Source organism: Pseudomonas sp. CHM02, from assembly GCF_000612585.1.
Lineage (GTDB): Bacteria > Pseudomonadota > Gammaproteobacteria > Pseudomonadales > Pseudomonadaceae > Aquipseudomonas.
In genome coordinates this window covers 37,073-50,766 of record NZ_JFCA01000014.1, presented here as the reverse complement: position 1 = coordinate 50,766, position 13,694 = coordinate 37,073, and the positions used below count along the sequence as shown (strand labels likewise).

Annotated in this window: 13 protein-coding genes; 4 read left to right on the top strand and 9 right to left on the bottom strand. The window is 60.6% G+C overall.

Translation table 11 applies throughout. From position 1 onward, the window contains the following. Positions 1-13: 13 nt before the first annotated feature. The 4 genes from BM70_RS0109605 to BM70_RS0109590 form a co-directional block, all read right to left on the bottom strand. Complete coding sequence (locus BM70_RS0109605; RefSeq protein WP_025855818.1) at positions 14-643, bottom strand: C40 family peptidase; 630 nt, start codon at positions 641-643, stop codon at positions 14-16. A 213-nt stretch (positions 644-856) separates the two neighbouring features. Next, the gene (hda, locus tag BM70_RS0109600) at positions 857-1,561 is read right to left on the bottom strand and encodes a DnaA regulatory inactivator Hda (RefSeq protein WP_025855817.1); all 705 of its coding nucleotides are present in this window, start codon (positions 1,559-1,561) and stop codon (positions 857-859) included. Positions 1,562-1,764: 203 nt separating this feature from the next. Continuing rightward, positions 1,765-2,838 carry an AI-2E family transporter gene (locus BM70_RS0109595; protein WP_025855816.1) on the bottom strand — a complete coding sequence of 358 codons (1,074 nt, stop codon included), beginning with the start codon at positions 2,836-2,838 and terminating at the stop codon, positions 1,765-1,767. Positions 2,839-2,870: 32 nt separating this feature from the next. Beyond that, positions 2,871-3,911 carry a DUF2066 domain-containing protein gene (locus BM70_RS0109590; protein ID WP_025855815.1) on the bottom strand — a complete coding sequence of 347 codons (1,041 nt, stop codon included), beginning with the start codon at positions 3,909-3,911 and terminating at the stop codon, positions 2,871-2,873. A gap of 355 nt (positions 3,912-4,266) precedes the next feature. Between BM70_RS0109590 and purM the strand changes: the two genes are divergently transcribed. From purM to BM70_RS0109570, 4 genes are all read left to right on the top strand, one after another. Continuing rightward, positions 4,267-5,325: a phosphoribosylformylglycinamidine cyclo-ligase gene (gene purM, locus BM70_RS0109585; protein ID WP_010208661.1), complete on the top strand. Its 1,059-nt coding sequence runs from the start codon at positions 4,267-4,269 to the stop codon at positions 5,323-5,325. Further along, positions 5,325-5,975: a phosphoribosylglycinamide formyltransferase gene (purN, locus tag BM70_RS0109580; protein WP_025855814.1), complete on the top strand. Its 651-nt coding sequence runs from the start codon at positions 5,325-5,327 to the stop codon at positions 5,973-5,975. Before purM ends, purN begins: the two co-directional genes overlap by 1 nt. 8 nt (positions 5,976-5,983) lie before the next feature. Further along, positions 5,984-6,697, top strand: coding sequence for a DUF3108 domain-containing protein (locus BM70_RS0109575; RefSeq protein WP_025855813.1), 714 nt, complete (start codon positions 5,984-5,986; stop codon positions 6,695-6,697). A 374-nt stretch (positions 6,698-7,071) separates the two neighbouring features. Continuing rightward, positions 7,072-7,260 carry a hypothetical protein gene (locus tag BM70_RS0109570; RefSeq protein ID WP_025855812.1) on the top strand — a complete coding sequence of 63 codons (189 nt, stop codon included), beginning with the start codon at positions 7,072-7,074 and terminating at the stop codon, positions 7,258-7,260. Positions 7,261-7,438: 178 nt separating this feature from the next. Here the strand turns inward: BM70_RS0109570 and BM70_RS0109565 are convergent, their stop codons facing one another. The 5 genes from BM70_RS0109565 to cysM all read right to left on the bottom strand — a co-directional run bounded on the left by BM70_RS0109565 (position 7,439) and on the right by cysM (position 13,637). Further along, positions 7,439-7,984 (bottom strand): DUF2058 domain-containing protein, encoded by a 546-nt coding sequence (locus BM70_RS0109565; protein ID WP_025855811.1) that lies wholly within the window; start codon positions 7,982-7,984, stop codon positions 7,439-7,441. Between the two features lie 25 nt (positions 7,985-8,009). After that, positions 8,010-8,843 carry a nucleoside triphosphate pyrophosphohydrolase gene (gene mazG / locus BM70_RS0109560; RefSeq protein WP_025855810.1) on the bottom strand — a complete coding sequence of 278 codons (834 nt, stop codon included), beginning with the start codon at positions 8,841-8,843 and terminating at the stop codon, positions 8,010-8,012. 157 nt (positions 8,844-9,000) lie between these two features. Beyond that, on the bottom strand, positions 9,001-11,244 hold the full coding sequence (relA, locus tag BM70_RS0109555; RefSeq protein WP_025855809.1) for a GTP diphosphokinase: 2,244 nt from the start codon (positions 11,242-11,244) through the stop codon (positions 9,001-9,003). Positions 11,245-11,382: 138 nt separating this feature from the next. Continuing rightward, the gene (gene rlmD, locus BM70_RS0109550) at positions 11,383-12,735 is read right to left on the bottom strand and encodes a 23S rRNA (uracil(1939)-C(5))-methyltransferase RlmD (RefSeq protein ID WP_025855808.1); all 1,353 of its coding nucleotides are present in this window, start codon (positions 12,733-12,735) and stop codon (positions 11,383-11,385) included. Beyond that, positions 12,735-13,637 carry a cysteine synthase CysM gene (gene cysM / locus BM70_RS0109545; RefSeq protein WP_025855807.1) on the bottom strand — a complete coding sequence of 301 codons (903 nt, stop codon included), beginning with the start codon at positions 13,635-13,637 and terminating at the stop codon, positions 12,735-12,737. The genes rlmD and cysM overlap by 1 nt, the downstream gene beginning before the upstream one ends. Positions 13,638-13,694 lie beyond the last annotated feature (57 nt).

Genomic DNA, 13,694 nt, shown 5'->3' with positions numbered 1-13,694 from the left:
TATCACTTTAAGTTTACTTGCTAGCGGTAACCGTCGTCGGGGCCATGGCGAGTGCGCGCTTGGCTTCGATGAAGGTTTTGCTCCAGTAGCTGTCGCCCAGGTTGTCGACTCGAACACCGCCACTGCGACGGCTGCTGGAGTGGATAAACTGGTTGTCACCCAGGTAGATACCGGCATGGCTGACGCGACCACGGCCTGCAGTACTGAAGAAAAGCAGATCACCAGGCTTTAGGTTGTTGCGCGCGACCAACGGTGCATTCACGTTGATCATTTCGCGAGTGGAACGTGGCAGGTTCATGCCAGCTTCTTCACGAAACAGGTAGCCGATGAAGCCGCTGCAGTCGAAACCGGCTTCAGAGGTACCGCCAAAACGGTAACGGGTACCGATCAGGGACATGCCGCGTTCGAGGATGCTGTCGGCCAGAACTGGAAGCTGGTAAGGCTTGCTGCCGGCGAAGTCGGCCAGTTCCTTTTCAGTTGCCACTTCTTCTTCGTAAACAGAAGCAGACTGTGCAGCAACGAATTTTGCCTGATTTTGAACCTGTGGTTTTTGCTGTTCTGCCACCTGTTGAGGGTGGGAGGCGCAACCAAACAACAGGGTAACGAGTGCGAGAGGCACGAGGGGTGCGAAGCGATTTAGCATGGGCACGACCGTGGCTGATATGTAAAGAAGTCGAGACTATGCCCACTATCACATCGATTTGCAAATTCAATCGTGATCTATGTGACTTCTTGTTTGGACTATGACATCTAAGCCCTTAACACCCTATACCCGCCTTTTGCGTGGCCAAACCGGCTAAAACGCAGGTTTTCTGGCGCCTGTAATTTGCCGAAAGCCGCGAAAACAGGGGGCTGGCTACCAGCCGAGGGTTTCTTTCAGGAAGGGGATGGTCAGCTTGCGCTGAGCCTGCAAAGAGGCCTGGTCGAGCTGTTCGAGCAAATCGAACAACGCGCTCATGCTGCGCGTACCGCGGGTGAGAATGAAATGCCCCACCTCATCGGTGAGGTGCAGGCCGCGACGGGAGGCGCGCAATTGCAAGGCACGCAATTTGTCCTCGTCGGAGAGTGGGCGCATCTGGAAGATCAGCGCCAGGGTCAGCCGGGACTTGAGGTCTGCCAGCTTGATCGGCAGCTCACGTGGCGAAGTCGACGCGGCAATCAGCAGGCGTCGGCCGCTGTCACGCAAGCGGTTGAACAGGTGAAACAGCGCCTCTTCCCAATCGGCCTTGCCAGCGATCGCTTGCAGATCGTCCAGGCACACCAGCTCGTATTGCTCGAGGTGGTCAAAGATGCCGATACCGCGATCCATCAACTCCGCCAACGGCAGGTAAACCGCCGGCTCGCCCATCTGTTCGAAACGCAGGCACGCGGCCTGCAGCAGGTGGGTACGCCCTACGCCGTGCTTGCCCCACAGATAGATCAGGCTTTCGGTCCACCCGGCGTCGGCTTCGCAGAGCCGCTCGACATAGCCGAGTGCAGCGGCATTGGCGCCTGGGTAGTAGTTGATAAAGGTGGCGTCATCACGCAGACGCACACCCAAGGGCAGCTGAATCGGTTTCATGCTGACTGAACGGCTCCAAACGAACCGTTAGTGGCCTCTGTGTAAAGTTTGCAAAGTTTATACCCGTGACGCCGGGCGCACAATGCAACAGACCCCAAGCAAAATCAAAGGTTTGCGTTAACTTGTTGGATTTGTGCAGATTGTTTGACGGCCCGCCTCCAGAAACGACAAACCCGGCCAGGGCCGGGTTTGTGAAGAAACGGTTACAGGTCGGGGTCTTCAACCCCCGTATACACATCCGAATCCTTGTACAGATCATGCACATGGCGCACCAGCACCATGATCACCGCCGCTACCGGCAGCGCCAGCAGAATGCCGGTAAAGCCGAACAGCTCACCGCCCGCCAGGATCGCAAAGATCACCGCCACCGGGTGCAGGCCGATCCGGTCGCCGACCAGCAACGGCGTCAGCACCATGCCTTCCAGGGCCTGGCCGACCATGAACACCGCCACGATGCCGAGCATCGGATACAGGTCACCACCAAACTGGAACAGCCCCGCCACCAACGCCGCACCGATACCAATCACAAAGCCCATATACGGCACGATCGCGGCGAGGCCGGCGATCAGGCCGATCAACAGACCCAGCTCCAGGCCGATGGCCATCAAGCCCGCAGCGTAGATGATCCCCAGGGCCAGCATCACCAGCAACTGCCCCCGCACGAACGCACCGAGCACTTCATGGCATTCCTCGGCCAGCGAGACAATGCGCTCCTCACGGTTGCGCGGCAGCAGGCTGCGGATCTTGGCCATCATGATGTCCCAGTCGCGCAGCAGGTAGAACGCCACTACCGGGATCAGCACCAGGTTGGTCAACCAGCCGATCAGCGCGAGACTGGACGCGGTTGCCTGGCTGAGGATGACCCCGACGATATCGGTGGTCTGGCCCATATGTTCGCTGATGGCCGCCTTGACCTTGTCGAACTTCCAGAACCCATCCGCCAGCCCCAACTTGGCCTGGGCCCACGGCATGGCTGTGTGTTGCAGCCAATCGAGCATCTGCGGCGCCAGTTCATAGAGGCGGAACAGCTGCTTGGCCAACATCGGCACCAGCACCAGCACCAACGCCGTGATGATCAAGGTAAACAGGGCGAACACCGCCACCACGCCCCACGTACGCGAGAGCCCGGCTTTCTCCAGGCGATCCACCACCGGATCGAAAAGATAGGCCAGCAGCAATGCGACCAGGAACGGCGTCAGGATCGAATGCAGCAAGAATACAAAAACGCACAGCAGGACAATCCCGCCAAGCCACACCCAACGACGCGTATCCGCCATAAACCACTCCATCTATATAAAGAAGAAAACTTCTACCAACGAAAACGCAGTTGCGCCTGAGGTTCTGGTGCCGTAGCCGGCTGGGCACCCTCTGTCACCGGTTGCTGGACCGACGCCTCGCCTGCAGGCATTTCCTGCAGCTTTGCCAGGCTCAACTGGGTACGCAACTGATCGGCACTGCCGTTGACGCGATACACAATGCGATTGCCATCCACCCACTGTGGCTGACCACCAAAAGGCTCCAGCAGATGACCCAGCGCGGCATAGCGCTCCAGAGTCATGCCCTGTACTTCAAGCAGTTGCTCAGTGCTCACACCGGGCTTGACCGCAAAGCGCGGCGCCAATTTCTGGCTGACCGCCAGCATTACCGCATCGGCCACGGCACCGGTGTCGGCCCCTTGGGCGGTGCCCTGCTCGCTCTTGTCACCCAACCACAGGCGCCATTTGGCTTGCCATTGGCTGCCTTCCTGGCGTGCATGCACGGCCAGCAAGGCGTCGGCGCCGTAGCGCTCGGAAGCGGCGCGCAGTGGCGTGGCGTCGGCACTTTCGAGGTTCGGTGCGGTGGCGACCACCTGCTCATCCAGATCACCCAGCGGCAGACGCAGCGGCAAGCCACGGTGTTGCGCCGCACGACGCAACGCTTGCGCGACGGTCTGGCCATCGCCCACCAGGCTGCTACCTTCCGTGGAGTCGTTCAGCCACCAGCCGAGGATCGATGGCCGATTGCTGCCCCAGATCGACAGGCCCGCTTCACGCAGGGCGCGATCAGTGCTCACCGGGTCGAAATCCACTTGCAGGCTTTCCGGCGGACCGGCGTCGTAGCCGTACTGGCTGATGATTTGTTGCGGATCCTTGCGAACGGCCGCCAGGCCCGGGCCATCGGCGGCCTTGGCGTCGCCGGTCAGGCGGATCACCAGGGTCTGCACGGCACGCTGGGTGGCCTGGTCGCGCTCTTGCGGCGATTGGCTGCTGACAGGTTCGAGTACTTGATAAAGGCCATTGAGGGTTTCGGCATGACTCGCCAGGCTGACCAACGACAAACAGCCTACAAAGAAGAATTTACACAGACGCATGGAAGATTCCCGAACGACAAATTTAGCGGCTGGAACAGACCGCGTGAACTCGGTTTGGCAAGGCTGTGACCACAGCCACCGGCAAAACATTCACAGGGTCTTGGCAGTTTTTGTACTGTCATAACGATAGCGGGTTAAAGGCTATACCTTAATACGCGCCAAAGCAGAGCCAATCAGCATTTTTTTAACCGGCTTTTTTTACCTATATGGCCCTGCCCGTCGGCCCGAGGATGGCCGCTGCCCCTCAAGCCTGATAAAATCGCGCGCCTTCGCAGACCGTCAACGGCTGGGGCTTTTACCAAAAGCGCCTGCCCGCTCGGTCGTTACCCCTGAATCCCCCCTAAAGGCCTGGATCATGAGCAAGCAACCCTCCCTGAGCTACAAGGACGCCGGTGTAGACATCGACGCCGGTGAAGCATTGGTCGAACGCATCAAGAGCGTCGCCAAGCGCACTGCGCGCCCCGAAGTCATGGGCGGCCTGGGCGGTTTTGGCGCCCTCTGCGAAATCCCGGCCGGCTACAAGCAGCCTGTCCTGGTGTCCGGCACCGACGGCGTGGGCACCAAGCTGCGCCTGGCACTGAACCTGAACAAGCACGACACCATCGGCATCGACCTGGTCGCCATGTGCGTCAACGACCTGGTGGTATGCGGCGCCGAGCCGTTGTTCTTCCTCGACTACTACGCCACCGGCAAGCTGAACGTGGACACCGCTGCACAAGTGGTCACCGGCATCGGCGCTGGCTGCGAACTGTCGGGTTGCTCCCTGGTCGGCGGCGAAACCGCTGAAATGCCAGGCATGTACGAGGGCGAAGACTACGACCTGGCCGGCTTCTGCGTCGGCGTGGTGGAAAAAGCCGAAATCATCGACGGCTCCAAAGTCGCTGCCGGTGACGCCCTGCTGGCCCTGCCCTCTTCCGGCCCGCACTCCAACGGTTACTCGCTGATCCGCAAGATCATCGAAGTGTCCGGTGCCGAGATCGAGAACACCCAGCTCGATGGCAAGCCACTGACCGACCTGCTGATGGCCCCGACCCGCATCTACGTCAAGCCACTGCTCAAGCTGATCAAGGACACTGGCGCAGTCAAGGCCATGGCCCACATCACTGGTGGCGGCCTGTTGGACAACATCCCACGCGTGCTGCCAAAAGGCGCCCAGGCCATCGTTGACGTGGCCAGCTGGCAGCGTCCTGCGGTATTCGACTGGCTGCAAGAGAAAGGCAACGTCGACGAAACCGAAATGCACCGCGTGCTGAACTGCGGCGTGGGCATGGTCATCTGCGTGGCTCAAGAGCACGTTGAAACTGCGCTGAACGTCCTGCGTGAAGCTGGCGAGCAGCCATGGGTCATCGGTCAGATCGCCACTGCCCCGGAAGGCGCAGCCCAGGTCGAACTGAAGAACCTCAAGGCTCACTGATGCCTCAGACCTGTGATGTCGTGGTGCTGCTTTCCGGCACCGGCAGTAACTTGCAGGCCTTGATCGACAGCACGCGCACCGGCGACAGCCCGGTGCGCATCGCTGCGGTGATCTCCAACCGCAGCGACGCCTACGGCCTGCAACGTGCCAGGGACGCAGGTATCGAAACCCGCGACCTGGATCACAAGGCGTTCGACGGCCGCGAAGCCTTCGACAATGCCTTGATCGAACTGATCGACGCCTTCAACCCCAGACTCGTGGTACTCGCCGGCTTCATGCGCATCCTCAGCGCTGATTTCGTGCGGCATTACGAAGGGCGCCTGCTGAATATCCACCCTTCCCTGCTGCCCAAGTACAAAGGCATGCACACGCACCAGCGTGCGCTCGATGCCGGCGACAGCGAGCACGGCTGCAGCGTGCACTTTGTCACCGAGGAACTCGATGGCGGGCCTCTGGTCGTACAGGCAGTGGTTCCGGTAGAGTCTGAAGACTCGGCGCAGAGCCTTGCGCAACGGGTTCACACCCAGGAACACAGGATTTACCCGCTGGCTGTTCGCTGGTTTGCCGAGGGGCGGTTGATTCTTGGTGACCAGGGTGCATTATTGGACGGTCAGTTACTCGCGGCCAGCGGCCACTTGATTCGAACCTAGGAGATTTTATGCGTCGCGCCCTGCTCTTCGCTTTTGCGCTGTTCGCCTTGCCTGCCGTGCAAGCAGCAGATTTACATCCTTTCTCCGCCAGCTACACCGCCGACTGGAAACAGTTGCCCATGAGTGGTTCGGCAGAACGCAGCCTGACCAAGAACGGCGACGGCACCTGGACCTTGAACTTCAAGGCTTCCATGATGATCGCCAGCCTGACCGAAACCAGCGTCATCCAGTTTGACAAGGACGCCCTGCAACCGAAGAGCTATACCTTCGAACGCGGCGGCCTGGGCAAGGCGAAGAAGATCAACCTGGACTTCGACCAAACCGCCAAGAAAGTCACCGGTTTTGAAAACAAGGACCCGGTCAACGTGCCCCTGCAAAGCGGCATGCTCGACAAGTCGACCTACCAGTTGGCCCTGCAGCGCGATGTGGCTGCCGGCAAGAAGAGCATGAGCTACAACGTGGTTGAAGGCACCGACGTCGACACCTACGACTTCCGCGTGATCGGCCCGGAAAAGGTCCAGACCAAGGTGGGTTCCATCGACGCGATCAAGGTCGAGCGCGTGCGTGATCCGACACAAAGCAAGCGCATTACCCAGATGTGGTTTGCCAAGGATCAGGGCGGCATCCTGGTTGCCCTGCGCCAGGTGGAAACCGACGGCAAGGAATACAACATCATGCTGCAGGACGGTACGGTTGACGGTAAGGCTGTCAAAGGTAGCTGATCGGTAGATGGAATAAAGAGCCTCGCAGATGCGGGGCTTTTTTTCGTCTGGAGGTTTTGTGTTGAGGCGTCTACCGCTATCGCAGGCAAGCCAGCTCCCACATTTGGAATGCATTTCAAAATGTGGGAGCTGGCTTGCCTGCGATAGCGGCGGTCCAGTCAATACGAGGCTGAAGCCTTACGCCAACATGAAACTTTTGTCATAAAACTCAGCAGCCTGCGGCGCAATGTCGCGGTTTACGCGGCCTGCGGCACTGTTGCGTTTCCTGCAATGAATTGTTGCGTGCAAAATCGATTTACTTAGCAAGCTAACAAAACATATAACAAAGGCCTGCGACGACTTGCCGCAGATTCACCAGAGATTGGAGCAAGCAGATGACTGTAAAAGTAACTGAACGCGACGACGAACATATGTCCCACGAAGCACTGGGCCATGGGATTCACATCTGGGATGTACACCAACAAGACCTGTTGGTCGGCATGTTTCACAACGAGAGCGACGCTCATAATTATAAAAACGAGCTCGAAGCCCTTGAGATGAGACGCCAGGCAGAAAGCTCCTGAAGTTACCTCGTAGTGAGCGGGCTTGCCCCGCGCTGGGTGGCGAAGCCGCCCCACTAAAAACGCCGCAGTCTTGCAGGGAGAATGCGGCGTTTGCGTTTTGGGGCCGCTACGCAGCTCGGCGCGGGACAAGCCCGCTCACCACAGGGCAGCCTGCTCACCACAATTCGTTGCTATAGCCTTACCACATCAGATCATCCGGGATCTGGTAGGCGGCGTATGGATCATCCTCGTCCGGCACCTGGCTTTCAGTGAGGATATTGAGCTGCACGATACGTTCCGGTGCGCGCTCCTGGATCTTCAGCGCCGCTTCGCGTGGAATCACCTCGTAGCCGCCACCGTGGTGCACGATCGCCAGGGAGCCGTTGCTCAGCTTGTTGCGCATCAGCGTGTTGACCGACAGGCGCTTGACCTTCTTGTCATCCACGAAGTTGTAGTAGTCCTCGGTGGTCAGCTTGGGCAGGCGCGAGGTTTCGATCAGTTGCTTGACCTGGGCGGCACGGGCCTTGGCCTCAGCTTTTTCCTGCTGCTGGCGGTTCAGTTCCTGGTCGCGCTTGACCTTTTCGGCCTGCGCCTCGGCAGCCAGGCGGGCCTGGGTGTCATCCGCTTCGATCTGGCCTTTGTGGACCAGGCGCTGCTGCTTCTGTTTCTCTTTGCCGACCTGCTTGGCCTGCTTTTGGTTGACCAGACCTGCTTTGAGCAACTGGTCGCGAAGGGAAAGGCTCATGGTGCTTACTCACTTAGGCAACTGCTCAACCGCAGCTGGACACATTCTTTTCCTGACGCTTGGCTTCGCCCCACAGGGCGTCCAACGTTTCGAGGGTGCAATCTTCTATGGATTGGTGCGTATCGCGCAATGCCTGTTCGATAAATCGGAAACGTCGTTCGAACTTGGCATTGGCGCCACGCAGCGCGGTTTCCGGGTCGACCTTGAGGTGACGAGCCAGGTTGACCGCCGCGAACAGCAGGTCGCCGACCTCATCGGCGATGGCCGCCGAGTCGTTGTCCGCCATGGCTTCGAGCACTTCATCCAGCTCTTCGCGCACGTTATCCACTACCGGCAAGGCAGACGGCCAGTCAAAACCGACCTGGCTGGCGCGCTTTTGCAACTTGGCGGCGCGGGACAGGGACGGTAACGCCGTGGGCACGTCATCCAGCAGGGACAGTTGCTCCGGTGCGTCGCACTTCTGCGCACGCTCCTCGGCCTTGATCTGCTCCCAGCGCGCCTTGACCTGTTCCTCACTCAGTTGCGGAACATCCAACGGCGCATACAGCTCGCCGGTGGGGAACACATGGGGATGGCGGCGGATCAGCTTGCGCGTGATGCTGTCGACCACCCCGGCGAATTCGAAGCGCCCCTCTTCCCGCGCCATCTGGCTGTAATACACCACCTGGAACAGCAGGTCGCCCAACTCACCTTGCAGGTGATCGAAGTCGCCGCGCTCGATGGCGTCGGCGACTTCATAGGCTTCTTCCAGGGTGTGCGGGACGATGGTGGCGTAAGTTTGCTTGATGTCCCACGGGCACCCGTATTGCGGGTCTCGCAGGCGGTTCATCAGGTGCAGCAGGTCTTCTAGTGAATACATCAGTCAATCTCTGCCCATTTTCTGGAGCCGCTGAACAATCAATGTGGGAGCTGGCTTGCCTGCGATGCAGACACCTCGGTGTATCAGATGCACCGAGGTGATGCTATCGCAGGCAAGCCAGCTCCCACAGAAGCCCAGCACCCACATTTTGAGGGAATCAAGGTGTACGGTTACGCCGTGTCTCGATGATGTTCGGCAACTGGGAAATCCGCCCCAGCAAACGTCCCAATGCGTCCAGGCCCGGGATCTCGATGGTCAGGGACATCAACGCGGTGTTGTCCTCTTTATTCGAGCGGGTGTTGACCGCCAGCACGTTGATCCGCTCATTGAGCAGCACTTGCGACACGTCACGCAGCAAACCGGAACGGTCGTAGGCACGGATGACGATGTCCACCGGGTAGGTGAGTACCGGCACCGGGCCCCAACTGACCTGGATGATCCGCTCCGGCTCACGCCCGCCCAGTTGCAGGACCGAGGCGCAATCCTGGCGGTGAATGCTCACGCCGCGGCCCTGGGTGATGTAGCCGACGATGGCATCGCCCGGCAACGGCTGGCAGCAGCCGGCCATTTGCGTCATCAGGTTGCCTACACCCTGGATCTGGATATCGCCACGCTTGCCGGGCTTGTAGCCGGTGGCCTTGCGCGGGATCAGCTCCAGCTGTTCGCTGCCGCGTTCCGGCTCCACCAGTTGCTGGGCCAGGTTGACCAGTTGCGCCAGGCGCAAATCGCCAGCACCGAGGGCCGCGAACATGTCTTCGGCAATCTTCATGTTGGCCTTTTCGGCCAGCTTGTCGAAGTCCACCTGAGGCAGGCCCAGGCGTGCCAGTTCGCGCTCGAGCAAGGTCTTGCCGGCGGCGACGTTCTGGTCGCGTGCCTGCAATTTGAACCAGTGGACGATCTTCGCCCGCGCCCGCGACGTGGTGATGTAGCCCAGGTTCGGGTTCAGCCAGTCGCGGCTCGGCGTACCGTGCTTGCTGGTGATGATCTCGACCTGTTCACCGGTCTGCAGGCTGTAGTTGAGCGGCACGATGCGCCCGTTGATCTTGGCGCCCCGGCAGTTATGGCCGATCTCGGTATGCACGCGATAGGCAAAGTCCAGCGGCGTGGCGCCTTTGGGCAAGTCGATGGCATGACCGTCCGGGGTGAAGATATAGACCCGGTCCGGCTCGATATCCACGCGCAACTGTTCGGCCAGGCCACCGATGTCGCCCAGTTCTTCGTGCCATTCCAGCACTTGGCGCAGCCAGGAGATTTTCTCTTCGTACTGGTTGGACCCGGCCTTGACGTCGGTGCCCTTGTAGCGCCAGTGCGCGCACACCCCCAACTCGGCCTCTTCGTGCATGGCGTGGGTGCGGATCTGCACTTCCAGCACCTTGCCCTCGGGGCCGATCACTGCGGTATGCAGCGAGCGGTAGCCGTTTTCCTTGGGGTTGGCGATGTAGTCGTCGAACTCCTTGGGAATGTGCCGCCACAGGGTGTGCACGATACCGAGCGCGGTGTAGCAGTCGCGCATTTCCGGCACCAGCACGCGCACGGCACGCACGTCGTAGATCTGGCTGAAGGCCAGGCCCTTGCGCTGCATTTTGCGCCAGATGGAATAAATGTGTTTGGCGCGACCGCTGATGTCGGCTTCGACACCGGTGGCCTGCAACTCGGAGCGCAACTGGTTCATCACGTCGGTGATGAAGCGCTCACGATCGAGCCGCCGCTCGTGCAGCAACGTGGCGATCTGCTTGTATTGATCGGGCTCCAGGTAACGGAAGGACAAGTCCTCCAGTTCCCACTTGATATGGCCGATGCCCAGGCGGTGCGCCAGCGGCGCGTAGATGTCGAAGACTTCGCGGGCAACGCGGTTGCGCTTCTCGTCGTCGGCAGTCTTTACCGCACGGATCGCGCAGGTACGTTCGGCCAGCTTGATCAGGGCGACGCGTACGTCGTCGACCATCGCCACCAGCATCTTGCGCAGGTTCTCGACCTGGCCCTGGGTGCCCAGCACCATGGACTGGCGCGGGCTGAGGCTGGCGCTGATCGCGGCCATGCGCAGCACGCCGTCGATCAATTTGGCCACCACCGCGCCGAAACGCTGGCTGACGGTGGGCAACGGGATGTGCCCTTCGCGCACGCCGCGATAGAGCACGGCGGCGATCAGCGAATCCTGGTCCAGCTTGAGATCGGCGAGGATCTCGGCGATTTCCAACCCGGTCCGAAAGCTTGAAGTGCCTTCGGCCCACAGGTTCTTGGCCGCATTGTCTTGCTGCTCAGACTCACGAGCGAACTCGCAGGCTGCTTTCAAGGCTTCACGGTCCAGTGCCGGGTCGACACTGACGGCATGATCCAGCCATGCCTCGAGATTGATACTGCCGTCGGTGTTGATCGGCTGGTGTGCTCTCACCTGTACCATCTTGCTTACCTTCCCTACGACGCACCTTCGATGCGTCAAAAATCATCGCTGACCTGCTTTACCTTGATAAAGCTTACACACACTCCCTGGCAGGTCACGGCCTTGGAGAATGCAGGCCAGTCGGATTAAACGGGCATCCTAGCCCGCTTCAAATAACGCCATGGCCTCGACATGCGCGGTTTGCGGAAACATGTCGAGGATCCCGGCACGTTTTAGCCGGTAGCCTTGCTTGACCAACTCAACCGTGTCCCGCGCCAGCGTGGCCGGGTTGCAGGACACATACACCAGACGCTTGGCCCCAAGGGTCGCGAGCTTGCGCACAACCTCCAGGGCACCATCACGGGGTGGGTCCAAGAGTACCGCAGAAAAGCCCTGTTTGGCCCATTCCGCGTCAGTCAAAGGCTGGGACAAATCGGCCTGAAAAAACTGCGCATTATGCAAATTGTTGCTGACGGCATTCACGGCCGCCCGGTCCACCATGGTCTGTACGCCTTCCACCGCCACCACTTCGCGCACCTGGCGAGCGAGTGGCAAGGCGAAATTGCCCAGGCCGCAAAACAGGTCCAGCACCCGCTCATCGGGTTGGGGCGCCAGCCATTCCAGGGCCTGGGCGACCATCGCCGCATTGACCCCGGCGTTGACTTGCACGAAGTCCCCAGGCCGGTAAGCCAACTCCAGATCCCACTGTTCCAATCGAAACCCCAGGACCGAATCAGCCTCGACCGGTTCCGGCTGGCCCTCGCCATGCAGCCACAGTTGCGCGTCATGGAAGGTGCAGAATTCTTTCAAAATATTCAGGTCCGCTTCGGACAACGGCGCCATATGCCGCAGCAACACAGCGATGGACGTGCCACTGAACAACTCCACATGCCCGAGAGCCTGAGGTTTGCTCAGGCGGCGCAGCATATTCGGCAGGCGCTGCATGATCGGTTGCAAGGCCTGTACCAGCACCGGGCAATCGTCGATGGCGACGATGTCCTGGCTGGCCACGGCGCGGAAACCGACTTCCAGATGTTTCGCCTTGGCATCCCAGCGCACCGCCACGCGGGCGCGGCGACGGTAGCCGAATTCGGGCCCACTCAGCGGTGCGGCCCACTCTTGCGGTTCGACACCGGCCACGCGGGACAGTTGCTCGGCGAGCATGCGCTGTTTCAGGGCAAGTTGTTCGGCATGGGGCAAGTGCTGCACGCTGCAACCGCCGCAGCGACCCACGTGCGCGCACGGCGCCGGGCGGCGCAGTTCGCTGGCCTTGAACACGCGCTCGGTGCGAGCCTCGACGATTTTGCCGTGGGTGCCCAACACCCGCGCTTCCACCTCTTCGCCGGCCAGCGCGCCATTCACAAACCAGGTGCGGCCTTCAAAGAACACAATGCCACGGCCGTCGTTGGCCAGGCGCTCGATGGTCAAGCGTTGTTTCTTGCCTACAGGAATCTGCGGGGCCCGGCTGCCGCCCGTCGGTTGGAAGCGCAGGCCTCTCTCGTGCTTGGCCATCAGTTGGGCGCGTCGAAAATGCCGGTCGACAGGTAACGGTCGCCTCGGTCACAGATGATCGCGACGATCACCGCGTTTTCGACTTCCTTGGACAGACGCAACATACCGGCCACGGCGCCACCGGAGGACACGCCACAGAAGATGCCTTCTTCACGGGCCAGGCGGCGGGTGGTGTCTTCGGCTTCACGCTGGGCCATGTCGATGATGCGGTCCACGCGCGTGGCGTTGTAGATCTTCGGCAAGTACTCCTCAGGCCAGCGGCGAATGCCCGGGATGGCCGCGCCTTCCATCGGTTGCAGGCCGACGATCTGGATCGCCGGGTTCTGCTCCTTGAGGTAGCGCGAGTTGCCCATGATGGTGCCGGTGGTGCCCATGGAGCTGACGAAATGGGTGATGGTGCCCTGGGTCTGGCGCCAGATTTCCGGGCCGGTGGTGGTGTAGTGCGCCTCAGGGTTATCGCCATTGGCGAACTGGTCCAGCACCTGGCCACGGCCTTCGGCGGCCATGCGCTCGGCGAGGTCGCGGGCACCTTCCATGCCTTCTTCCTGGGTCACCAGCACCAGCTCGGCGCCATAGGCGGTCATCGCCGCCTTGCGCTCGGCACTGCCGTTGTCAGGCATGATCAACACCATCTTGTAGCCCTTGATCGCTGCGGCCATGGCCAGTGCGATCCCGGTGTTGCCGGAGGTGGCTTCGATCAGGGTGTCGCCGGGCTTGATCTGCCCGCGCAACTCGGCGCGGGTAATCATCGACAGCGCCGGGCGGTCCTTTACCGAACCGGCCGGGTTGTTCCCTTCGAGTTTGAGCAACAGGGTATTGCTGGTTTCACCCGCCATGCGTTGCAAGCGGACCAGGGGTGTATTGCCGACGCAATCGGCGATTGTAGGGTACTGCAAGGTCATGGCGTATTCGCAATCCAGACTGCGGGGGCGAACATCATACCGGGAAAGCCTGGCGCG

Bases quoted from the DNA above. Each gene is read 5' to 3' on its own strand.
- BM70_RS0109605 (WP_025855818.1), bottom strand. From the start codon at position 643: ATGCTAAATCGCTTCGCACCCCTCGTGCCTCTCGCACTCGTTACCCTG.
- hda (WP_025855817.1), bottom strand. From the start codon at position 1,561: ATGAAACCGATTCAGCTGCCCTTGGGTGTGCGTCTGCGTGATGACGCC.
- BM70_RS0109595 (WP_025855816.1), bottom strand. From the start codon at position 2,838: ATGGCGGATACGCGTCGTTGGGTGTGGCTTGGCGGGATTGTCCTGCTG.
- BM70_RS0109590 (WP_025855815.1), bottom strand. From the start codon at position 3,911: ATGCGTCTGTGTAAATTCTTCTTTGTAGGCTGTTTGTCGTTGGTCAGC.
- purM (WP_010208661.1), top strand. From the start codon at position 4,267: ATGAGCAAGCAACCCTCCCTGAGCTACAAGGACGCCGGTGTAGACATC.
- purN (WP_025855814.1), top strand. From the start codon at position 5,325: ATGCCTCAGACCTGTGATGTCGTGGTGCTGCTTTCCGGCACCGGCAGT.
- BM70_RS0109575 (WP_025855813.1), top strand. From the start codon at position 5,984: ATGCGTCGCGCCCTGCTCTTCGCTTTTGCGCTGTTCGCCTTGCCTGCC.
- BM70_RS0109570 (WP_025855812.1), top strand. From the start codon at position 7,072: ATGACTGTAAAAGTAACTGAACGCGACGACGAACATATGTCCCACGAA.
- BM70_RS0109565 (WP_025855811.1), bottom strand. From the start codon at position 7,984: ATGAGCCTTTCCCTTCGCGACCAGTTGCTCAAAGCAGGTCTGGTCAAC.
- mazG (WP_025855810.1), bottom strand. From the start codon at position 8,843: ATGTATTCACTAGAAGACCTGCTGCACCTGATGAACCGCCTGCGAGAC.
- relA (WP_025855809.1), bottom strand. From the start codon at position 11,244: ATGGTACAGGTGAGAGCACACCAGCCGATCAACACCGACGGCAGTATC.
- rlmD (WP_025855808.1), bottom strand. From the start codon at position 12,735: ATGGCCAAGCACGAGAGAGGCCTGCGCTTCCAACCGACGGGCGGCAGC.
- cysM (WP_025855807.1), bottom strand. From the start codon at position 13,637: ATGACCTTGCAGTACCCTACAATCGCCGATTGCGTCGGCAATACACCC.